Annotated in this window: 28 protein-coding genes and 1 pseudogene; all 29 read right to left on the bottom strand. The window is 47.3% G+C overall.

Features of this window, described 5'->3' with window-relative positions:
* Positions 1 to 295 precede the first annotated feature (295 nt).
* Positions 296 to 751: pseudogene (locus MHH76_RS07165) on the bottom strand (putative phage tail protein); the annotation flags it as partial.
* Positions 738 to 1781, bottom strand: coding sequence for a baseplate J/gp47 family protein (locus tag MHH76_RS07160; protein WP_020451032.1), 1044 nt, complete (start codon positions 1779 to 1781; stop codon positions 738 to 740). The pseudogene MHH76_RS07165 and the gene MHH76_RS07160, both read right to left, overlap by 14 nt.
* A complete protein-coding gene (locus tag MHH76_RS07155) occupies positions 1774 to 2199 on the bottom strand; it encodes a DUF2634 domain-containing protein (RefSeq protein ID WP_023856724.1) in 426 nt (141 codons plus the stop codon). Before MHH76_RS07155 ends, MHH76_RS07160 begins: the two co-directional genes overlap by 8 nt.
* A gap of 18 nt (positions 2200 to 2217) precedes the next feature.
* Complete coding sequence (locus tag MHH76_RS07150; protein ID WP_023856723.1) at positions 2218 to 2526, bottom strand: DUF2577 domain-containing protein; 309 nt, start codon at positions 2524 to 2526, stop codon at positions 2218 to 2220.
* On the bottom strand, positions 2523 to 3503 hold the full coding sequence (locus MHH76_RS07145; RefSeq protein WP_020451029.1) for a hypothetical protein: 981 nt from the start codon (positions 3501 to 3503) through the stop codon (positions 2523 to 2525). Before MHH76_RS07145 ends, MHH76_RS07150 begins: the two co-directional genes overlap by 4 nt.
* 56 nt (positions 3504 to 3559) lie before the next feature.
* The gene (locus MHH76_RS07140) at positions 3560 to 4216 is read right to left on the bottom strand and encodes a LysM peptidoglycan-binding domain-containing protein (protein ID WP_023856722.1); all 657 of its coding nucleotides are present in this window, start codon (positions 4214 to 4216) and stop codon (positions 3560 to 3562) included.
* Complete coding sequence (locus MHH76_RS07135; protein WP_023856721.1) at positions 4209 to 7988, bottom strand: transglycosylase SLT domain-containing protein; 3780 nt, start codon at positions 7986 to 7988, stop codon at positions 4209 to 4211. Before MHH76_RS07135 ends, MHH76_RS07140 begins: the two co-directional genes overlap by 8 nt.
* A gap of 3 nt (positions 7989 to 7991) precedes the next feature.
* Positions 7992 to 8129: a hypothetical protein gene (locus MHH76_RS07130; protein WP_095290311.1), complete on the bottom strand. Its 138-nt coding sequence runs from the start codon at positions 8127 to 8129 to the stop codon at positions 7992 to 7994.
* 41 nt (positions 8130 to 8170) lie between these two features.
* Positions 8171 to 8620: a phage portal protein gene (locus tag MHH76_RS07125; protein ID WP_023856720.1), complete on the bottom strand. Its 450-nt coding sequence runs from the start codon at positions 8618 to 8620 to the stop codon at positions 8171 to 8173.
* A 164-nt stretch (positions 8621 to 8784) separates the two neighbouring features.
* Complete coding sequence (locus MHH76_RS07120) at positions 8785 to 9228, bottom strand: phage tail tube protein (RefSeq protein WP_003180830.1); 444 nt, start codon at positions 9226 to 9228, stop codon at positions 8785 to 8787.
* A gap of 1 nt (position 9229) precedes the next feature.
* The gene (locus MHH76_RS07115; RefSeq protein ID WP_023856719.1) at positions 9230 to 10576 is read right to left on the bottom strand and encodes a phage tail sheath family protein; all 1347 of its coding nucleotides are present in this window, start codon (positions 10574 to 10576) and stop codon (positions 9230 to 9232) included.
* Positions 10576 to 10800, bottom strand: a complete 225-nt coding sequence (locus MHH76_RS07110; protein ID WP_020451022.1) for a hypothetical protein — start codon at positions 10798 to 10800, stop codon at positions 10576 to 10578. The genes MHH76_RS07115 and MHH76_RS07110 overlap by 1 nt, the downstream gene beginning before the upstream one ends.
* Positions 10801 to 11241 carry a hypothetical protein gene (locus tag MHH76_RS07105; RefSeq protein WP_023856718.1) on the bottom strand — a complete coding sequence of 147 codons (441 nt, stop codon included), beginning with the start codon at positions 11239 to 11241 and terminating at the stop codon, positions 10801 to 10803. It lies immediately after the preceding gene.
* A gap of 12 nt (positions 11242 to 11253) precedes the next feature.
* The gene (locus MHH76_RS07100) at positions 11254 to 11742 is read right to left on the bottom strand and encodes an HK97 gp10 family phage protein (protein ID WP_023856717.1); all 489 of its coding nucleotides are present in this window, start codon (positions 11740 to 11742) and stop codon (positions 11254 to 11256) included.
* Positions 11739 to 12095, bottom strand: a complete 357-nt coding sequence (locus MHH76_RS07095; RefSeq protein ID WP_020451019.1) for a YqbH/XkdH family protein — start codon at positions 12093 to 12095, stop codon at positions 11739 to 11741. The genes MHH76_RS07100 and MHH76_RS07095 overlap by 4 nt, the downstream gene beginning before the upstream one ends.
* Positions 12092 to 12466 (bottom strand): DUF3199 family protein, encoded by a 375-nt coding sequence (locus MHH76_RS07090; RefSeq protein WP_023856716.1) that lies wholly within the window; start codon positions 12464 to 12466, stop codon positions 12092 to 12094. The genes MHH76_RS07095 and MHH76_RS07090 overlap by 4 nt, the downstream gene beginning before the upstream one ends.
* A 115-nt stretch (positions 12467 to 12581) precedes the next feature.
* Positions 12582 to 13517: a phage major capsid protein gene (locus MHH76_RS07085; protein ID WP_020451017.1), complete on the bottom strand. Its 936-nt coding sequence runs from the start codon at positions 13515 to 13517 to the stop codon at positions 12582 to 12584.
* 17 nt (positions 13518 to 13534) lie between these two features.
* Entirely contained in the window at positions 13535 to 14383 is an 849-nt protein-coding gene (locus MHH76_RS07080) for an XkdF-like putative serine protease domain-containing protein (RefSeq protein WP_020451016.1), read from the bottom strand.
* 7 nt (positions 14384 to 14390) lie between these two features.
* On the bottom strand, positions 14391 to 15905 hold the full coding sequence (locus MHH76_RS07075) for a phage portal protein (protein WP_023856715.1): 1515 nt from the start codon (positions 15903 to 15905) through the stop codon (positions 14391 to 14393).
* A 3-nt stretch (positions 15906 to 15908) separates the two neighbouring features.
* Positions 15909 to 17207, bottom strand: coding sequence for a PBSX family phage terminase large subunit (locus MHH76_RS07070; protein WP_020451014.1), 1299 nt, complete (start codon positions 17205 to 17207; stop codon positions 15909 to 15911).
* Positions 17204 to 18004, bottom strand: a complete 801-nt coding sequence (locus MHH76_RS07065; protein ID WP_020451013.1) for a terminase small subunit — start codon at positions 18002 to 18004, stop codon at positions 17204 to 17206. Before MHH76_RS07065 ends, MHH76_RS07070 begins: the two co-directional genes overlap by 4 nt.
* Positions 18005 to 18148: 144 nt before the next feature.
* Positions 18149 to 18652 carry a sigma-70 family RNA polymerase sigma factor gene (locus MHH76_RS07060; RefSeq protein ID WP_020451012.1) on the bottom strand — a complete coding sequence of 168 codons (504 nt, stop codon included), beginning with the start codon at positions 18650 to 18652 and terminating at the stop codon, positions 18149 to 18151.
* 117 nt (positions 18653 to 18769) lie between these two features.
* A complete protein-coding gene (locus MHH76_RS07055; protein WP_020451011.1) occupies positions 18770 to 18973 on the bottom strand; it encodes an XtrA/YqaO family protein in 204 nt (67 codons plus the stop codon).
* Positions 18970 to 19311, bottom strand: a complete 342-nt coding sequence (locus tag MHH76_RS07050) for a hypothetical protein (RefSeq protein WP_023856714.1) — start codon at positions 19309 to 19311, stop codon at positions 18970 to 18972. Before MHH76_RS07050 ends, MHH76_RS07055 begins: the two co-directional genes overlap by 4 nt.
* Before the next feature lie 99 nt (positions 19312 to 19410).
* The gene (locus MHH76_RS07045; RefSeq protein ID WP_023856713.1) at positions 19411 to 19581 is read right to left on the bottom strand and encodes a hypothetical protein; all 171 of its coding nucleotides are present in this window, start codon (positions 19579 to 19581) and stop codon (positions 19411 to 19413) included.
* Entirely contained in the window at positions 19581 to 20381 is an 801-nt protein-coding gene (locus MHH76_RS07040; protein WP_025811606.1) for an ATP-binding protein, read from the bottom strand. The genes MHH76_RS07045 and MHH76_RS07040 overlap by 1 nt, the downstream gene beginning before the upstream one ends.
* Complete coding sequence (locus MHH76_RS07035; RefSeq protein WP_023856711.1) at positions 20281 to 21105, bottom strand: phage portal protein; 825 nt, start codon at positions 21103 to 21105, stop codon at positions 20281 to 20283. The genes MHH76_RS07040 and MHH76_RS07035 overlap by 101 nt, the downstream gene beginning before the upstream one ends.
* Positions 21106 to 21402, bottom strand: a complete 297-nt coding sequence (locus MHH76_RS07030) for a hypothetical protein (RefSeq protein ID WP_033155144.1) — start codon at positions 21400 to 21402, stop codon at positions 21106 to 21108. It abuts the gene before it with no gap.
* Entirely contained in the window at positions 21392 to 21652 is a 261-nt protein-coding gene (locus MHH76_RS07025; RefSeq protein ID WP_023856709.1) for a helix-turn-helix transcriptional regulator, read from the bottom strand. Before MHH76_RS07025 ends, MHH76_RS07030 begins: the two co-directional genes overlap by 11 nt.
* Positions 21653 to 21779: the final 127 nt, after the last annotated feature.

Genomic DNA, 21779 nt, shown 5'->3' with positions numbered 1-21779 from the left:
GAATGCCGGTTTTCATGCCTGCTTTTGTTTGCTGTTTCCGCCGGTTTTCAGCGGTCGCCTTTATCGTCAAGCTCGAGGCGGACCGGATGTATTGCCGCTTCTTGTGGCGCAGTGTGAGCTGCTGTTTAAACCTGCGGGGCAGACCGTCGATTTCTCGAAAACCGTTCAAGTAGAATGAATCATCAAGCAGATACTGTCCGTCCAAATAAACCGGTATCGTACCGAAAAATCCGTTTTTGCTTCTTAAAACAAGTCTGTTATGAATGCTTTTCGGCGGCCGATATTCATAATGAAACCCGCCCCGGAATGTATAAGCCAAATGGGCGGGCTTCATATGATTGACGGTTTGAATGATCGAAGGTATAAACTGCAGATCCTCACCGTTTACGCTCAGCAAAAAATGATACCGTCCGGCCGTCAGTCTGACGGATGCGGACGGCTGTTTTAAAAAGGCATTGACCGCGCGCTCGATCGAGCGCGCAGTAATCGGCGGAATATTGGACATCTTGGTTAACAGTCGTGCCCTTCGAATATTAACGCCGTCTGAAGCCTCGCGTCTGACATTCAAAATCTTTTCCCACCTGTCCAGCCCCCATGTGGCCGTCGTGACGAAAAGCTGGTCTGTTATATCGAAAATCTCTTGATTTTGCTTCTCAAATTCTGGCGCCTCGGCCGCTAAAATGTCTTGGATCTCCCGGATTTCCGTCAAGTATGGCGGCAGATGAAAAGCCATTTCATCAATCTTGCTCAATGATGGTCACCTGCCCCAGCTTTGGAATTTCCGTTTCTATCAACTGCAGATTTTTCGCTTCCCCGTTGATGAAGACTTCCGAATAGTCACTGACAGAGGACGATTCATAGATCATGTTGTTGATCTGCGAGAGACGGATGACGCTTTCTTTAAAGGCCATTTCTTTAAACAACGCTGTGATTTTTTCTACAATTTCCTGTTTAGCTTCATCGATCGTCCGGCCTGATTCAGGAATGATTTTTGCAGATATGCTGACGTCTTTCCAGACCGCACTTTCAACCGCAGTATAAGCTCCGATCGGCGCCATACCTTCCCCTTTTCCCGGATCGGGATCGATATATTGCTTGACTCTTTCGATTAATGCATCAGAGGCAGGTTCCATTTTCGCGTTTGTAATGACAACCTTTACGGTTCCCTCGCCATTCCACAGCGGAAAGACCTTCGCTTTACCCACGCCGTCCACTTCTTCGGCCCATTGTTTGTAATGCATCTGATTCGCGCTGACCGCTTCGCGGCGGACGCGGATCAAATACCTTTCATACAGCGATTCATCCGTCTCCTCATCACGGCCGGGAATTTCAAGACTTCCCACAACCGCCTTTTCAAGCCCTGGAATGGTATCGAGCGGAAGCAAAGGCCGCCCCGAGAGATTGGCGTTTCCTTTTGTCCCGGCCGTTTCACATTCAAGCTTGCCGTCTTCGAGCATGGTAAAATATAAGTCTTCCAGAAAGAAGCGAGTTCCGGGGGGAACCGATACGCCATCCGTAAAGGCTGCTGACCAAATGGCTTTGGACGCTTGATAGCGCTCAAGACCGGCCTCAGCCGCCCTTCTGTCCAAATATTCGCCCTCAGCCGTATCCGCATAAACCAAATTCAGCACTTGATCAAGCCAAATATAAGAAAGCGCCAGCTCGGCAGCTGCCGGGGCAAGCGCATTCCAAATAACGCTGTTTTCACGCTTGTCAATCTCATCCGAAACCCGCTCAAGCATGCGTTCCATAATCTCTTCAAATGTCTGGTTTTCAAACATCTTCCCCTATCACCTCCTCGATTTCCAATGTCCCTTCATCGGTTTCAACCGAAAAAGACACATGGAAGGCATCACCTTGACGCTCAATCTCGAAATCGGTTACCGCAGAAATTCGGTCGTCATATATGAGGGCTTCCTCAATCAGTCTCGGTATCTCCATTTCTTTATAAGCGTCGGTCGTTTCATGATCTGAAAGAACTTCCTGCAGCTCATTTCCGATGTTATGGCTGTAAACGGCGTATGCGTAGCGCTCAGTTCTCAGCGCCATGTAAACCATTTGTTCGACCGCTTCGAGTCCTGAAATCATATCACCCGTCATCCTGCCTGTTTCAAAATCAATTTTGTACGTTTTTGAAGTCTCAATCACTTCGCTGTCATCATCGATATCTTCAAAAGATACTTCCGGTGAAAGAGCCATCCGAGCCACCTCCTACTCCTACACTCTGTCTATCACGAAAAACGACTGCCCCCCAGGCATGGCGGCAATCATCACGTGGTCGCCGGCATGCAATTGGCTGTAAAAGCGAATCGTTTTGTCTTCTCCGTCAATCCGGATCTGTTCCGTATGTTCTGTCAAATGCCTGGCGACCACCAGTAAGTCGGAGGGGATCACCAATTTATCATGATTGCGGAGCTTCAGCTTGAGCGGAGAAGCGGACACGACTTCAGCCGGCATGACATCAACAGGCGATTCAGCGTTTACGGCTCCAAGAGCCAGCTCTTTTATCGCATCGCTTAATTTCATGAAGTCGCTCCTTCAGGTATTGTATTTTTCGCGACGACATCAATCGTCATCACATGCTTTGTCCCTGCAAAATCGTGTTTATCTTTATCAACCCAATAGGTTTCTTTAATGCCCGCTTCCGGAATCGATATATAAACCGGCAGTCCGCTTTGGACTTCCGGTATACCGAGCGCCTGTATGCTTTTTAGCTCTTTTTTGACGCCTTTCTTTTCAGCCTGTATCTTCTTCGCCCGGTCGCGCAGCTGCGCCTCGTTAATATCATCCGAAACCGTTTCTGTATACTGGAGAATACCGTATCTTTTCATACCGGCTTCATCACTGGCTGATGCGGTATAGGTTTTGTTATCTTTCTGCTTTCTCAGCTTCACCCGGGTTGCCGTTTCATCGATTGACGTACTGTAAGCGTAGTCCGTAATGTTCACACCTGTTTCCAAAACCCAGATATCCTCCGGCTCGGGCCATGCTCTTAAACACAGCTTTCCCTTTTCGGCATACAGCTGATAGTTTTTTCCGGTTTGCTTTTTTGTTTCCCTCAGCGCTTTTAAGATGATGTCATACAGGCTCGTATTGTCTTTAAAGACGAGTGATTTAATCGTATGTCCGGTGCTTGTGATCGGGCCTTTGGGAATTTGAAAATCGTTCGCAATTCGTTTGACAATGTCAGCGGCTGTTTTGTTCGAGAATACATAGACATCCTGGTTTTTCACCAAGTACTGAAGCATGTCGTACGCTTTAAACGTAAGCGTATATTCTTTCGGCACCCTGCTGAACACAATTCCGCGAAACAGTTCTTTTCCTTTCCATTTAAATAAAACGGTATCGCCTTCCTGCACGCTGTAATATTTATGGCTTCCCTGCTTGATCACAATCGACGCTTCGATCGAACGAGGGGCCTGGTACCTTTCTCCTTCCAATGTGACACTTTCAGTGACAAGTTCATACCATTCGCTTTCTTTTATGACAAATAATTCGATCATCGCTATCCCCTGCTTTTGATTTAACAGAAAAACGCCGGTTCACCCGGCGCATCGTTTTATGGTATTTTCAGCTTTTGCCCCGGAAAAATCCAGTGCCCCGGCTGTTTGATGTTTCGCTTGCTTCGTTTGATCATCGCCTGTTTGTTCGCGTTCCAAATTTTCCGCCATTCCTGGCTGTTTCCGTAAAAACGGCCTGCGATGTACCAGAGCGTATCGCCTTTTTTGACGGTGTACATTTTTGGAGCCGGTTTGGACGGCCGTTTTTTCTTCGTTTTCTTTTTTTGCTTGATCTTCCGAGGTGATGCTGTTTGATACTCTTTTAATGTGAGATCAAAATCCCGGTCACCGATATCCTTTTCACCCTCACGATGCGAAAAGTTTTCGATGCTGCATGTGAAATTGATCTTCGTACCCGTCACGAGGAATTGAACCGGTTTTTTTGCTTTCATCCACTTCTCGATTTTGAGAATCGCGTTCTCCGGCGAAAGAAACCCTTTATATTCCGCAAGCGGAGAATACTTTTTCGGAAAATGAGACGAAAATGAAATCGTCTTTGCTCCCGGTTCATTGATAAATGTAACCTCGCCGAACTTTGACACCTTTACAGACTCGTTCGCAAGATTATTGCTGACGTCAAGCTGCTCGGGAAGCACAGGGAGGCGCAGCTTTTCCTTTCCTTGCGTCAGCCAAAATTCGTACACGGATTTAGTCATAAGCTACGCTTCCTTTCGTCCCAATATGGATATCCCGTTCAAGCTCATCGACAAGAGCGCGCTTGATTTTCGCAATCAATGTTTCCTGGTCGCGCTCACTGTGATAATGATTGTCGCCGGTAATATAGATGTTGACTTCTTTGGCGCCGTTTCCAGCCGGCTGCCGGGATCGGGCCCCGCCTGCGGTGGCTGCAGCCGCCTGACCGCTTGAAATGGAACCGGATCCTTCAGCGGGGTTATGCACTTCCATTCCGAGCGCGCCTGCAGCCCGTTGAAGCAAATATCTGCCGCGGATGCCGCGCTCTTCGGGAATGATCCATTCGCGCTTGCCGCCTTCACCCACGCGGGCGATCTGCTCGCTGGTGATCAGGCCGCCGTTGGCATAGCCTTTATAAGCTCCGCCTCTTGCCATGCTTTTAATCCCCGGCGTGTTAAATGGCGACCCGTATCGTGATTTGATGTAATTGATGGCCGCTACCGCGTTGTGAACAGGATTGAAAATATCATTCATTCCTTTTCCTTTGTACGCATTAAACGTTTGGCCGATCGTCTGCATCAAACCTCTGCTCGGGTCTCCCCGCTTGGCGTTAATGTCCCAGCCGTTAGAGGCGCGCGGATTTCCGCCGGATTCCTTTTGAGCAATGACAGAAAGCGGCTGCAGCCACGACGCCGGTGAACCGGTAGCCATGATCGCCTGCATCAGCCACGACTTTACATTTCCGCCGACGGCGCCGATTCCGGAAAACGCAGCAGCCAGTGAGCCCGCTTGTTTTTCCGCAAAACTTTTGACATCGACAGAACTTAAACCTTTGACAATCCCGACCGACGCAAAACGCCCGAGATTCATCATAACCCGGGACGGAGAATGAATATCCAGCTCTTCGCGAAACGCTTTTTCCACTTTTTTCGCCAAGTTGTTTGCAGCTTGAGAAACTTCGCTGCCTTTTCCATTCATGCCGCTGATAAAGTGTCCGACCATTCCTGATCCCCAGCCTGCAGCCGACTGTTTCGAATCAAGGAACGGCTTGTTGATATTTTTATCAACATACTGCGATGTCCCGGTCGGTGTTGCATTTTGCCCGGAAGCGAAGTTTTTGACTGTATTTGCGCCCCAGGAAGATGACGTCTTCACCGTTGTTTGATAAGGCGCATTTACTTTTGCTTGAAGAAAACCGCCCGTTCCGGTCGCGGTAGTATTTTGCCCGGAAGCGAACCCGGCGACCGCCTGTTTTCCGTAATTAGACGATTCTGCCGGCAGGCTGCTAAACGGCTTGCTGATGTTTTTTTGCTTCCATTGATCAAGGGAAGGAGCGTTTGAGCCGATCCCTTTGTCAAAGCCGCCGGTGAATTCCCGACCGAAAGCCTGCGCCTCTGCCGTTATATTCCCGACGCCGACAGCAGGCGACACAGAAGCCGAATATGAAGCGGTGCTTGAAACCGGAGAAGAAGCTCCCCCGTCTCCCGCCGCGGCCCCCATGTCGTCAACAACGCGCATGCCGAGCTTAGTCGCGGCCTGGGCAAGCAGCATCTTCCCGCGTCCCCGGTTGTTTTCCGTCGGGATGACAAATTCGTTTCCGGCTTCACCGATCCAGGAGATGGTCGGTTTTGTGATGTAGCCGCCTGTTGCATAGCCGTCAAAGCCATGATCCTTATGGGCTCTTTCCCGACCTTTTTGAAAATATTCAACTTTCTCTCCGACCCAGCTTTTCGCGCCTTCGAAAATACTTTTACCCCTTTCTAAAGCGCTATTCCATTGGTCAGACCACCAGTCCCCATTGAAAACGGTGTCTTTAATGGTTCCTGTAATGGAGTTCCATACAGAGACGGCTCCGTCCCACGCATTCTGCGCCCATGACACTGCGTTGTCCCATTGTTCACCCCACCAGTCTCCATTAAAAACGGTGTCTTTAATGGTTCCTGTAATGGAGTCCCATACAGAGACAGCTCCGTCCCATGTATTCTGCGCCCATGTTACAGCGTTGCCCCATTGTTCACCCCACCAGTCTCCATTGAAAACGGTGTCTTTAATGGTTCCTGTAATGGAGTCCCATACAGAGACAGCTCCGTCCCACGTATTCTGCGCCCATGTTACTGCATTGTTCCATTTTTCACTCCACCAGTCCCCGTTAAAAATCGTCTCGCTGATTGTTCCTGCAATGGTTCCCCAAACATTACTCAATGGACCTAAAAATGTAGCTTCCAAAGTGCCATAAAGATAGCCGGCTTGTTCAGCCCACCAGTTTCCATTTAAAAACGTATTTGTGGCTGTTTCTTTAAGAGATCCCCATTTTTCTCCCCACCAGTCGCCATTTAAAAATGTATTTGAAGCGGTTTGACTAAGGGAATCCCACTGTTCGCTCCACCAGTCTCCATTAAACAGCGTGTTCATGAGATCTTCCTTCAATTGGGAAGTGTCAAACATTTTACCGAGGGAACCGCCTGCCTTTTCTCCGCCCATCCCGCCTGCAAAGCCGCCCACTACTCCCCCAATCACTGCACCCGGAGGTCCTGCAACCAATCCTCCAAGTGTCGCTCCGGCAGCTTCTCCACCATAAGTGCCTAACATACGGCCGCCTACAGAACCAATTTTTTCGCCTGCGTTATCTTTGTTGATGCCGATTAGATCTGTAAGCGGCAAAAGTTTGCCTAGCGGACTTAATTTTTTACCTAGCGGCTTTAATTTTTCAAGCGTTGGTTTTAAGGGCTCTAATAATTTTGCAAGTTTACCGGGTTCTTTGGCGGGCCTTAAACTTTTTAAATAGAAGAGAATCTTGGCAGCAGGTATAATTCCCCTTGATAGGCTTTTTAAATTCCAACCTTTATGCTCTTCACTTGAACCTGAAACAGAGACCGTTTGACTATTTCCGGTTGAACTTAGCAACTCTTTCTGCGGATATAAACAGCAGCATTGTTCATGACCTGAACCACTTGATTTTGACTGAGAACCTTTTGTTGACTGAGGACCTAAGATTTTATCAATGATTTTATCAAAAATATCATTGTTCAATTTCTCCATCAGTCTATCTTTAAATCGATCTACAAATGCCTTGCCAATTTCCTTCCCAGTATCCTTTATCCAAGGCCATCCTGATTTTTTCCACCATTCACCTAACAAGTCTTTTCCTTGTTCGAAGAAAGATCTCTTTTTATTGTGTTTGACTTCTGATGTTTCGCCTGAAACTTTTTTGTTTTTGATTTTATTCGTCGCCTTGTCGTTTAAATCAATTGTGACAATGTACGTTTTCTCTAGTTTTTTTAAGAGTGAGGCAATTCTGCTTGCTGTTTTCGTTATTTTATCAAGCACATATAACTGAACTGAGTAACCTTTTTTCAAATTGTTTTTGAGGTAGCCGATTATTTTTTTAACTGTTAATGTTACACGGTCTTCAGCAGAGATTGAAAAGGAATATTCACGCTTAGAGAGCATCCTTTTAATTTTAGTTAACTTTTGTGAGACATTGTCCGCTAAATTTAACTTAACGGTTGTTTCTGGCGGGATTCTTTTTAATCTTCTTTGTATTTCTATTAGTTGAGCGGATGCCTGGTCATCTATAATCACCCCAATATTTACGGAGTGAATGAACTTTCTCATCAGGTAATTGTTCAGTTTTTTAAGCCGAAAAAAAGCCTGATCTTCCGTTTTGATGTTAATTTTGATTTGCCTGTTCAATCGTTCGGCTCTCTTTTCTAAAACCGTAAACCCCTTCTGAATCCTTCGCAGCTTCTTAGATACCCGGTCTTCAAGGTCAAAACGTGCCGTCAGTTTTGCCATGGATTATGTACCTCCTTTCCTCGCTTCTTTTTCCAAGATTTGAAGTTTGTAGCTGATGAGTCCGTATAAAAATGCTTTAAACGGTTTTGGGGCTTCGTACAGCTCCCGGAGCTGGGATGGAGAATAGTGAAGTTCGTGCATCGCAAAATAGAGATACACCGCTTCTTTATTCCCATCCTTGATTAGTTTTTTGCTTCTTCTTCCAGATCTTCAAGGTCGTCTTCAAAGCCGTTGATTTCAATCGCTTTGTTGAGCCAGTTCGCATATTCCCCTCCGACTGACAGAACGCGTTTGGCTACTTCGACCGGGTCGGCCGTTTGATAGGCTTCTCTTAATTCCTTTGAACGGAAATCAGGATAGATCGTCGATTCAATGGCGATTCGGGCGTAAAAGCGCTGGGTGTCGAGATCCTTGACGCGGCCCCTGCCTTTGATGTTTTTATAAGTCGTATTTTCTTTTTCAAGCTCGTCAATGCGCTCGGTTGTAATCGGCTTAAACACAAACGGAATGACATTGCCCTTTTTATCGACGAACCGCTTTGAGATCGGCACTTTGATTTCCTCGGCTTCAACGGTTTGTCCCGGCATAAAAAAGGATAAATCATATACTTTTTCTTCTTGTTTTTCGCTCATGTCTGCTTGCTCCTTTAACATTCAATTTTTAAATTGGCAATGAAAAAGCACCCTCGGCTTGGCGAGAGTGCTTGGTGTTAAATGTCCTGACTACTGAATCGGCTTCCTTCTTTAAGACCAGCCTTTGCGATCTAAGTTTAAAAAGCGGGATACGGGGCTCTTTTTTAAAACGTATCTTTCAGTTTTTCAGGAACGTCAAAATCTTCAAATGTGAACGGCACTTCTTCTTCCAGCGCTTCTGAATCGACGTCAAGGCCGGCGATTTTGGCTGAGTCAAAATTCACGTCATACAGTGTGACACGTTCCGTTCCGCGGCCTGATGACTGGTCGTCAAGGACGGCCTGGAGCGTGAAATACGGATCATCGCCTTTTTTTACATAGTTCATCATTAATGTGACAAATTGAGACGTGACTTTATAAAATGTCGCCGTCCCCGTGCCGTTTGCACCTGTTGTCTTGTGGCCCGTCATGCGGCGGCCCATAATATTGACTTCGGCTTTATTCTTTTCGACGTTTGCCTCAAATGTTTTGATATGAGCCATCTCTTGTCCGTCGAGAAAAAGACGGCCTTCTTTTCCGGAAATCGTGTTTTGCGCTTTTAATGCCATATTATTTTACCTCCACATTAAAGTAGAATTTTTCTGCTGCATCAACCGGCTGAACGGCCAAATCGATTAAAAACCCGTCGCGGTCTTCATTCAGTGTGATGGCAATATCGCTTTCAGAATCAAAACCGGTAATGCCGCCGGCTTCCTGAAGCGCCGTCATATACTGAATGATCAGCGTTTTGACGTACTGCAAACCGTCGTCAGATGCAGGAATGTCGCTGCCGCTTGCTTTTCGCGCTTTGATTAAAGCCTTTAATTCGCGGGTCAAATCATTGTTAACTCCGTCAAGGACGCGGATGATTTTATTTTTCGAGAATTTTTTGTTTTTGTCGGCAGTGAAACTCGTTAAAGAGTTGATGTCTTTTTCGACACTGACCGATTGATCGCGTGCATCAAACGTAAATAAAAACTCGCCTTTTTTCAGACGTTCGATGACCTGATCTTCATCCAGACGGTTCAGAACATCAACAGCTCCTTCGTATTCGACAAATGTCAGCGACTGGTTAAAAGTCGCGCCTGCGCTTGCTCCGGCAACCCATGCCGTCGCTTTTTCAGGCGTGATTTCTGTGCCGTCTTCCAGCACGACGCCTCCCGTTACATTGATGATGCCTTCATCGTCTCCGGCATAATCGGCGACTACGCCTTGGACTTTCTGGCCCTGCTTATCGCGGAGGCGTTTGATGAAAGCGGCAAAAGTGGCTTTCAGCTGTTCATTGTCTGCAACCGGAAGTGCGATCGTATTGAAGTATTCCGTTTCGGCCGCATCTAAAAACGCGGTGTAATCGGCAACGCTTGCTGTTCCGTTATCACCGCCTGAAAGCTTTGTGCCCGCTGTCAGCTCAAGCGCGCCTTCCCCTTGAAACGTGACGTACGCATTTGCGGTAAGCTCTTCTGCCGTTTTGACGGTTTGCCGGTCAGCTTCATCTGTTCCGACAAAGGTTGTGACATCAAACTTTTTAGAATCGAGCACATTTTCGGAAATGCGGATTGAAATGTCGTTCCCTTTCTCGCCTCCGTATTTTGCCGTTACACTCAGCGTTTCGCCGATTTGGGCTTTCGCCGGCGCTCCCGTGTTCAGACGGTACAGCAAAACGGTCTGTGCGTTTTTCTTCGCTTCGCGGAAAAGCAGAAGAGACGGATCATCGATGTTCAATCCCACTTTTTTATTTAAATCTTCAATGCTGGAAATCGATACGAATGATTGCGGCTCCCCCCAGCTCATGACGACAGGAAGGGCAACTGTGCCGCGGTCCCCGACGGAAACCCGCTCCTCTGCTGTCGTTTTAAAATTAAAATAAATGCCGGCACGATCTTTTTCTTTGCCTGGTGTAAATGTTCCGCCGTTCATTAATTCATGACCTCCTTGGCTAAAAATGTTTGAATAAGCTGACTTGCCTCAAGCTTTGAAATCTGCTCTTCTTTCACATGAAAAAGAGCACCGTCGAGAACTTCCGGTTTAATGCCGAAAAGCTCTTTCGCGTGCTCCCTCAGATCCTCGATGTAGAACAGCGCTTCTCGTTCCTCAAGAGGCGCCTTTTTTGCTTCGGTCTTTGTTTTTTTGCTGACTGTCAATTATTTCACCCCGTTTGTAAAATCGATTGTTTCCAGAGAAAGTTCGGTTTCCCGTTTGTACCAGTAGCGGCTGTTCCATTGAATAATAATGGACGCGGTGCCGGAATCCCCTATCCTCGTCTCGATCCGGCTGATCCTCAAGCTGTCTCCCGTGTCTTTACCCGACCGGTCAATGAGCGGGATGATGTGCCGCGCTTCCCTTACGGCGTCTGCAATGCGCTCGGCATGATCGTGGGCCTGCTGTGAATCATGGTGAAACAGTTTCACATTCAGGGTGAAGACTTTTTTAAATGTTGAAACCGTATCATTTTCATCAAAAACAGAAGGGGGAGGAAAATATAGCGACGGTATTTGAAAATGGTCGGGTATTTCCTTTTCATAACAGACGACAGGAAAGACTTGATAAAAGAAATTCATAACAGATCCCGTTTCGTCGTTCAAAGCTTCACCTCCTTAAAGGGAATTCAGCCATGTTTGCAGCCTTTCATTCAGGCGTTTTTCAAATAAACGCTCAAATATGTAAAACGCATGCTCCCAATAGCCTGTTCCCTTTACCCATTGCCGTTTTAAAACCATGCCGGACGAAGAACCGGGATCGTATTGAAATCGGCCGCTGTGCCATTGTCCCGGAATCCACCTGACTTCCTCTTTTCCGCCTGTCCAATGGCCGTCATTTACGAATGAGGCGTACTCTAACTCCGTCCCGACTTCAAGCGTGAGTCCGCCTTTTTCGATTTCCCATATGTTCCCTTCAGCCCCTCGCTTGAAAGAGCGCAAAAGGCTGCCGGTATCAATCGATCCGGCGCGTACAATTTCGTCGCGGACCAGATCTAAAAAATCGGTTCCCGTCTGTTCAAGCCACTTGGCAGCTTCAGTTCGAAAGCCGCTCTGCCCCGCTTTTTCCAGCGTCCGCGATAGCTGTTTCAATCCTTTGATTTTCATAGTTTTTCATCCCTGACCGCTAAGACTTCCAGGTGATGGCCTTTGATGTTGCGCGGCTGCTGGAGCGTGTAGCTGACACCGTTCCAGACCGCAAGATCGTGAAGGCGCACATCTGCATCCGCCGGAAAATGGGCCAAATATGAATGATAAATGACCTTTTCGGGATCTTGCTGGACGATCGACTGATTTTTTTCCGTAAAATAGCAGGGAACGTTTTGAAGATCGGGTGTTTCCCCGTATGTGCGAATCGGCTGCAGGTTTGGCGCGGGAATGCCGTACCTTGCTTCCTCTGCATGATCTTCCTTTAAATGATAGATATCGCAACGGTCGCTTAATAGACTTTTGTAGCTCATAGCGGCCGCACCTTGAATCGGACAGATTCATAATCAAGAATAAATTCTTCGAGCAGTTTATAGACGTCGGGCTTCGCCAGGCCACCGCTTCTTGAGAGCGTATAGGAGTAGTCACCCAATTTCTCAGATTTGTAGCCTTTCAAAAGCGATTCATCACCGTTTTTCAATGCAAAGTACTGTGCCAGCTGCAGCAAAGCGAGCCTTGCCTTTTCCGGCAGCGGATCATATTTTTCATCTGTAAAACGATGCCCCGTGATCTGCTCGGCTTCCGCTTCGGCTTCAAGGATATCCTGCCGCAGCAATTCCTGCGGCCGGTTTTTCACGGCTTCAATAACGGAATATTGAATGATATCGTCGGGCGTGATCAGCATGTTCATCACATCCTTCCAGAGCTTTTAGCTGTTGTCCGGGGCGCTTTCGCTTGTGCTCGGACTCGTTTCCCGCCGATTGGCGATGCTTTCAGTGAAAACGTTCGGACTCAGGCATTTACTCTTTTACATTGACGATTTTTGCAACCGCGTCTTCTTCTTCGAATTTGCTGTCCAGTTTTGCCGTCAGGACAATGATAAATTTGCGCGCGCGAATGTCTTTATCGACTTCAATTCTGATATTGCGCGAGAAACCGAGAATAATATTTTTCGGATGCGTCAAAATAATGTCTGATGCTTCGGCGGCTGCATCTCCTTCTCCGTACGCATACGGCTGAATATTTGAGACCCCTTTAACAGGCACGCCAAAAGCGGTTGAAAGCCCGCCCTGTACAGCCGCATCCCCGAGAGTGGTTTGACGGTCTGCGACGCGGTCTTTCCATTCGATCTCCTGACCGAGCGATGTGTAGAATCTGAATTCCTGCGGAACGCGCATATATTTTGCCGGAACAGCTTTCAGTCCCTGTTTGAAAAGCTGTCGGCTGATTTGCTCCCCGCCTGCATCGACGATGTGAGAGACGGACTGCTTCCGGATTCCGTCAAGTTGAGCAAGGTATGGATCTGAAGACGCAACATCACCGTTGACGATCAGTTCTTCAATATCCACAGCGGCCCGTTCCGCCAGCATTTGCATCAGCGTCTGTTGAAGGCCGTCTTTTTCAATGTTATTTTCGAGCGTGTCATAAGTAATGTTGACTTCGGCAATGACTTCTTTCGCATTCAGTTCAACTGTGCTGGTCACCGGTGCGGTTAATTGGTCCTTCGCCAATGCTTTCCCTTCATCAGCCGCTCTTAAAATCCGCTGGCCAAAACCGATTTTTTCAAATTTTTGCGAGTCGTTTTCCATTTGAATCACACGTGATTCGCTGAAAATTGTCGGCGTGTTTTGCACCATGCGAATAAATGCAGAAGCCTGCGCCGGATTCATTAATCCTCCGCTTTTCAACGTCGCAAGCGACATCTCGGCTTTACGAATAATCTCTTGATTTCTCATGTTCTTCCTCCTCCAAATTAAAGCAATCCGCTCCAAATCGATTTTTTAACTTCTTCTTCTCCTTCTTTTTCAGCCGCTGCCTGCTTTGAGGCACCTCTCATCTTTTCGAGTGCTTCGATGCGCGCAATCAGAGGGGCGAGCATGTCCTCGACGATTTCCTTCACATGTGCATCCTGGTCTGTCTGCTGCTCTTTTTCGTCCGCCGCTTTATCCCCTTCCAAATCGTCAAGACGTTTGAGAAGCGGAGCCAAGACGGCTTCAATCGTTCCTTGAACTTCTGATCGTTTCATCTTTTTTTCTTCCTCTCCCGTTTTTTGTTTGTCGCCGGCAAAAAACTGCTTAAACAGCTGAAAGAAACTGCCGGTCTCATCGGTTTTAGAGCCGGCGCGGGGCGGGTGTTCGACCGTTTCGGCAGTGCCCGCCATGCTGTAGCCGGTGATGCTTCCTTTTTTAATCTGTTCCCAGATCTCATCGCCGGCTTTTGTCACCAGCACCCAAGAGCCTTTCACAATCGTTTCGCCGTTCACTTCAAAATCAGCCGGCGCAACATAGGACTCCACGACTTCTCCGACGCCTCCCTGGAAATTGTGATCCTTGTCGATCTTCCGGGCATTTTTCAGAAAACCGTGGGCGGCTTTTTGGATTTCGTCAGCCGACATAAAATCGCCGTGGGCATCCTGAATGTCCGGCTCGTAGACCACGCCGTAGACGAGCTTCTTTTCATCCTCGGCTTTCGCAATCAGCTTGACTTCCTTTTCAAATGTCGGCGATTCACTCGATTTCGTCATAAAGAATTTCTTTTTGTTCGCCGCTTTGTCGACATAACTGACGAAATTGATCTTGGCATTTTTAAGCTCTCTCGGCACGAAGTGTTCACCTCCTTTCAGTGATCTGTTTCAATGTCTCGACGGCTTCCTGCAGTTCAGGCAGCAGTGCTCCGGCTTCCGCTTCAGCACGCTTTGCGCTTTGCTGGTAACCGAGCGGCCTGCTGAATTCTTCCTCCGGCCATTCATCGAGCGTCTTGCCGAGCACTCTGCCGGCCAGGTCACGCAAATCATTTGCAGATACCGCTCCCGCTTGAATAAAAGGACCGAGCACTTTTGCAATCTCAAGTGGATCGCGAAAGTCCGGTCCTTTCAATTGGAGCCTCGCATGGAAAATGTTTAAATCACGGAGAAACAGCGTATTCAGCTTGCCGATCAATATTTTCCGCTCCGGTTCAAAAACCTGTTCTTCGGTGATTTTGCGGGCGGTATCTGCTGTCGCTCTGTTATATTCATGGGCATCACCGGTGTAGAGCGGCGGGAGCCTGAAGGAAGAGCGGATTTTATTCCGCGTTTTCTCGTCATATTCAAGAAACAGCGCATCTTCCTGCAAAATTTCGGCGAGTGATTTGATGTCCACTTTCACCGGCGTAATGTCCTGGCTGCCGTGAATGTCTTTTTCCTGTGCGATCCCCTCCGCTTCGATCAGCAAAAATTTGTGGGCATTTTCAACGCCTTCCAAGTCGTTCATATATTCCTGCAGCTCTCTGTACGAAGCCTCTGAGAGCATGCCGTTTTCAACCGTAATAACGGCGGGGACGTGCCGGCCTTGTCTGAAATACATATAATTCAGCTCTTCCGCTTTCCGCGCTCCGTACAGGTTGACGATATTTCCGATCCAGCGCGGAACGCCGTAGACGCCGCTGCCGATTTTAAAATGGATCGCTTCATTCGCACTTCGTTCAGGCGGAGTCTGTCTGTCAAACGCTCCGGTGGTCATATCCATGACGCGCGGATCGCCGTACTCTTTAAAGTACACCTTCCTGCCTTCAATCATCTGAACGTATTTGCGGAACCTTTTTTCCCTTTTGATGTTTTTTAGCGATCCGTTTTCCATGTAGGCAAATTCCACTTCGATCGGTTCTGTCAATCCGCATACGCGCATATTTTTGACATCGAGATATTCAATTCCGGCCGGCTGCCCCGTGCCGTTTCTGAGCACCTCCAAAAACCCGTTCCCCGTTTTTTCGCGGTCCTCTATCATATGGCTTAAAATCGTTTCAGCCGATTCATCGAAATGAAGATGGCGGCAAAAATCTTCAAGCCTTGTCCAATCGGTCTCAGCAGCCTTTTTCTTATCGGGCGTCACATCCGCACCATTAAAATCAAAAGCGTACTCGACATCAAGCCCGAACCCTGCAATATTCGTTTTATAGGCGTCAATGCATTGCTGGAGAATTGAAGAATATTCGGCAATGGCTTTCAGTTCTTTCAAATTGTACGGCGGTGCGATAATCTCATCTCCGTAGATCTCCGAAAATTGATCTTCATATATTTGTTTTGTTACAGGCTCGTGAAAACGGGATTTCATGACTTTTGCTCTTACCGTTTGCTGAGTGGACATACACTATCTCCCCCTTTTCCTGTTCGGCCGTTTTCTCACTTCCGGCTCAGCCTTCAAATCGGTGACTTCATAATCATCAAGCGCGTACCATAGCGCGGAAAGTGTGTGCGGATCAATTGTAAACTGATCCTCCTTCAGATTGCCGTTTTTATCCGTCGCATAGGTCAGCGGCTGCAATTCGTAGATCGTATTGGCACATCGGTCAGAACAGAATATTTTTTTAAACCGCTTGATTTTTTTCGTATATTGCAGGCGCGAGCCTTGGAACTTGCGGGCTGCTGTCATGTTGAAGCCGTTCTGCCTGAAAAACTGAATGCTTTTCGGCTCAGCGGGATCGGCTTTGATCAGCTCCTTCGTAACCGCGAATTCGTTAAGCTCCTCGGCCGTCTTGTCGTCTGTCATTTTATTTTTGTAGTACTCCCAATAAATATAGAGATATTTTTTGTCGGGATCGACGGCCGCCCGGACGACGGCATTGTATGATGCCTCAAATCCGAAATCCATTCCGGTTCTCTTCAGCGGGTTGGAAATGGCGGAGATCTGTCTCATGACCTCCTCATGCTCCATCACTTCAAATTGCGGCAGAACCCTGGTGCCGTTTACCCCGAACCGTCCTTTTCTGGCAATCCGGTACAGATCGGGATCATATGCTTTCATATCATCAAGCTGTTTGAGGTAGCTTTTCGGCAAAAACAGGTTGTCATCCGCTGTAGAATGGTGGTAATACGTATCACCGACGACAGCGACCCGCTTTTCATACAAAACCTCATCATCCAAAATAAACCGCTTGTTCCGCTCATCCTTGAAAAAGTGTCTGTACGTCCAGTTTGACTGGCTGACGGGGTTTGTCGTCAATATCATATACAGCCTGTGATCAGGATGCCTCAGCCGGCCGATTAGTTCCTTGAAGCCTTCATACTTCACTTCCGAACATTCTTCGATCCAAATCAGCGAGATGTTGTTGACGGATTTCAATTTCGCCGGGTTGTCCATCCCTTTAAAAATAATCCGGCTGCCGTTTGCAAACCTGATGTGCATCGGAGAAGAAACGGCCTCTGCCGCCGTTTGAACACCCAGCTCATCGATAATGGTTGCGAATAAAGAAAAAGTCGAATCCCTGTGTGTTTCAAACACTTCCCTTACAACGAGAGCGGTGCGCTTTTCCTGCAGCAGCTTTAATACAACTTTTAAAGCAGTATGATAGCTTTTTGACGAACCGTATCCGCCGACAAGAAATTGAAACGTCTGATCCCAGTTAAACAAATAATCTTCAAAATGCGGATTGACTTCTTTTATAATCAAGCCAAATCACCTTTTCTGGTGATGACCACTTCAACGGGTCCTGATTCCGCATCTTTGTCGGCTTTTTGTTTGGCGAGCTTCAGCTTCTCATTTTCAATTTTCCGCTTAAATGAATCAGGGAAAAGATCGAAATACTGTGAGAGCTTCTCGAGCGCCTTCATTTTATCGGCCAGCTTGATTGCAATTCCTTCTTTCCCGAGTTTCGCTTCTGTGATGACTGTACCATCGACGAGGTCGGAATGTTTCACATCGACAAAGCTGATCTCTTTCATAACCGGATTGTTTTCTTCATCAAACAGCGGTCCGGACTTTCCGACAGCCTGTACCTCTTTTTTGCCGAAAGTCACATAATCGGTCATATCGGCAAATGCGATTTTCACATAGACTTGGAGAACATCCATCGCCTCAACGAATATCTCCCCTACCATCTCTTTTTTGATCCGCCTGATCTCATCGGCCACCTTTTCATTTTTCAGAAGCCGGCAGCCTGTCACATGAGCGCTGGCAGGGGAGTAGCCGGCTTTTATCGCTGCTTGGGTAGCATTGAAGCTTTTCACATAATAGATGCAAAACAGACGCTGCCGTTCATTCAGCCCTTCATTGCGGATATCTGCTTTTCCTCTGCTCGTATCCTCCCCGTTTACAGCCTCTTTCCAGCGGTCACGGGTTTTCCAAACGCTGACTTTTTGATTTGAAACACCGAGTTCTCTTGCGATTGCGAGATTCGTAATGTTTCCCCCGTATTGTTGATAGAGACGAAAAGCTTCATCCCTTTTTGGATCCCTTTTCCTTGGCATTGTTCATCTTCACCGCCTCTCATTCCCGGAAACAGTAATATTTCATCGCTATATGAATCTTCCATTTAAGAACTGTATGTTTTATTATATTTTTTCTCTTTTCACTTATAGGTGGCAAACGTATGACAAAAGACAGATATATCGTTATGCCATACAATCGAGGGGCTTTTCGATTTGTTTCGCGATTTTCAGCTGTGCCCGTTTCACATTGGTTTGAACAGTAGACTTTTTGATGCCGAGCATGGCGGCAATCCGCTCATAGGAAAACTGTTCGACCTTATGTAAAATGAAGATTTCTTTTTCGCGTGCCGTAAGGGCAGACAGCGCGGTTTCAATCCGGGCTTTATCGTACGCTGACACTTCTTGAGCCGGTTCAAATGCAATCTGTTCTGAGAACGTGTCGATGATCAGCGGATCTTTCAGTAGCATCCGTTTATAAGCGTCTCGCCTGTCAATCGCCCTTCTGATTCCCGGCTCCCTTCCGTTTTCAAGCCAGTCGATCACATATTCCAAATCGGTCATCATGTTTCTGATCAGTTTTTTATCTTTCAGCTGTTCAGCAGTCAGCCCTTGTTCATCCTGATAGGCCCGATACAGTTTTTTCGTGTTTTTCAGCGCTCTTTTATATTCGAAAAGCAAATCTTCCATTTTGTGTACCTCCGTTTTTTTGAAATAAAAAAGGACACCAATCAGCCGCACAGTAAGATGTGCATCTGATCAGCGTCCGCAGGCTTTCCGTCTTGGACAAATATGCAAGTTGTAGAACTATAGCTTATAGCCGATTTCAAATTCGACCCTTGCGAGGTCTCCCTTTCTCGTTTCAATGACGGTTTTACCGTGTTCAGGCGCCTCGGCCTGCCAAGCTGTGCCGTTCATTCCATCAAGAACGATCACTGTCACCTTTCCTTTTTTAAGGCGGCTTGCAACCGTCGTATCGTGGATATCTTGTATCTTTGCCGGATGGTTCATCTATTTTCCTCCTCTTCAAATTCCGCGTTTGTGACGACTTTTTCTAAAATATTTATCAATTGATTCTCAACTGAATTAGAGCGAGCGGGCCGTTTTCGCTTCAAATAGGCAAGCGTGAGCTTCGCTGCGGTCAAAAGTTCGGGAGCCGCGGCGATTAAGCGGGCATTTTTTTCCTTGGAATATGCGCTGTAGTCGGCGACTTTGGCAATCACCCGCCCGCTGGAATAAGGAAACCGTTTCTTTTCGGCTTTACTGTAAGCTGAATAAATGTACAGGTCGCTATTTGTTCTGACAACGCGCCATGGTGACGGGCTGTACGTCGCACTTTCGTTCTTCACGTTTGTCTTCCTCACTTTCCGTCTTCTTCGTGCCATCGTTTCATTTGTGCGTCTCTTTTTGCTGCTGTCCAGATGATGAGAATCATCGCTTTTAAACATTTAAGCACCTTGTTTCACCCTTGTTTTCATTTTTGCAATCAGCGCTTCCAGATGTTTGATCACATCCGTCAAATCGCCGCTTTCAGCGCGGCAGTTTGGACAAGCGCAGAACATCGTTCCGATCCTTGCGTCCTGGTGGACTGATTTTCTCCCGTTACATAGCGGGCACATCAAACCATCCCCTCCAGTCTATGATTGATGCCGAAAGAGCTCCCGTTCAGGACGACGAGAAAGTCCTGGCACATTTCAACCAGCCTCGTTCCGAGCGCTTCGTCTATGCTGACAATTTCTTCAACGCTTAGCTCGCTGGACAGCATGATCGGCTTATGGTTCAAATACCTGTAATTGACGACAGCATATGTCTGTTCGATCTGCCATTCCGTCGCCCGCGGCCTGCCTCCCACCGGTTTAAACAGGTCATCGAGAAACAGCACCTCGACTCGCTTCATCCGGTTCAGCTTATCCTCAAGCAATGAGAAATCCTGTTTTAAATCGTTGAATCCTTCGACAAAAGGAAAATAAAGGACGGGTACGAAATGCTTCCTCATCAGCTCATTGGCGGCGGCCGTCAGCAAATGCGTCTTCCCTGAACCGGGTCGTCCCAAGAACGCGATGCTGTTTTTGCGGCTTTCCCGGATGTCCCGGTAAGCTTGTACATATTCAACGGCGCATTCATACGCCTCTTTTACAGATTGGTGTTTTCCTTTCGTCTTGAACTGAGCAAAATTTAAGTTTTTAAATTGTTCGGTGATTTCGCTCGATTTCAACAGCTTTTGCGCTTTCCGCCATTCGCGGCAGGCGCATGATACCCATACTTCCATCGTTCCGCGCCGTTCGATAAATCCAAGTTCATCTTTGCATTTCGGACAGTCATACCGTTTTGCGGCGGATTCTTCCGGTTTGTCCCCCTGTGATAGACAGCTCCTGTTTCTCAGTTCGTCCATGATCTCTTCGATTGTTCTTTTGGACATTGTTCTCCCTCCTGACAGTTGTTTTCTCTTCCGCTTCAGCCAGCCGGCCGATTATATATTTTTCACAGTAGCTGAAGACCTTGATCGTTTCATGGCGGCTTCGGCGCCGCGCCTCATACTCTTCAAAGCATTGTTCAAGCCATTTGATTGTTTGCGGAAGAGACACTCCGCGGGCGACAATCCGGGCGATGGCCTGGTAGTCTTTTGACGAGGGATGGACAGGCTTTCCTTCCTGCAAAGACCTAAGGGCGGCAAATCGGTCTGCTATTGTTTTTATGGAAGTCATATTATGTTTTGTGTTGATTTGTGTGATATCTTTATTGGATTGGACAAGGATGTCCGCACGGCCAGTCTCTTCTGTCCGAACAGAACTGCCTGACCGGACATGGCTGGCATAGGCAAATTTCTTTGAATGTCTGACTGACAAAATCATTCCGTAAGGCGCTCTTGTGACTGCAATGTAGCCGTTTCGTTCGAGAAGAGCGAGCCATCTTCTAACCGTTTTTTCGTTGACGCCGAATTGAAGAGCCAATTCTGCGGCTTTCAGCGGTTTGTTGCCGAGCACGATGCCCCATGTCATCCCATCGCGTTCGATTTCCTTAGTTGTTGAACTGATGCACCATAAAAACAGCCAAATGGCATTGCCTATTTTCTCGTAGTGCACAGGTGTTAAAATCCCTGAGTAAACGGAAAAGGGATAGCTTTGATCGAGCGGACGGGACATTCATCTTCCCCCTTCCTTCTGCCTTCTGCGGTTCAGTCTGAGATACCGTTCGTATTGGCCTTTACGATCGAATTGGAATACAGGCTTTCCGTCTTTCGTAAAAGCGATGAATCCCCCGGCTTCGCCGAGCCGCCATTGATCAAAACGGTCTGAGCTGTAGGAAATCACAATTTTACCCATTCTGCCTCCTTGTGGATATCCGGCGGGTCCGCCATGTCTTCGCATTTGCTCTCTGTCGGCTTCCTTTGGATAGCCGTGCGTTCGAATGTGTGTGACCATCGGATGTTCAAGATTCATGACATCGCCTTCTTTCATACAGAGTTCCGTTGATACAATATGTATCCAAACAGACCTGAAAAAGATCGGGAAACAGCAATCGATCAGGCACTGAGTAAAGCGTTTCGAATTTCAGCATCGTTTCTCTGCCGGGATTGCGTGTTCCCCTTTCGATTTTGCGAACATAAACCTCGGAGAGTCCAAGCCTTTCCGACACTTGCTTTTGGGTCCATCCCCTCTTAAAACGCTCTTCGATCAACCGTTTTCGCACATGTTCTCACTCCCTGTTTTTGATACAATACGTATCTGATGATTTGATTATATATGATACACTTCTTATCATCAATGCTTTTTTGATACTTTTTTTATCATATGTTTATTTCGATACATTTTGTATC

Source organism: Bacillus sp. FSL L8-0193 (assembly GCF_037976065.1).
Lineage (GTDB): Bacteria > Bacillota > Bacilli > Bacillales > Bacillaceae > Bacillus > Bacillus paralicheniformis.
Note: the sequence above shows the minus strand (reverse complement) of the source record. Positions and strands in the feature narration are given on the sequence as shown.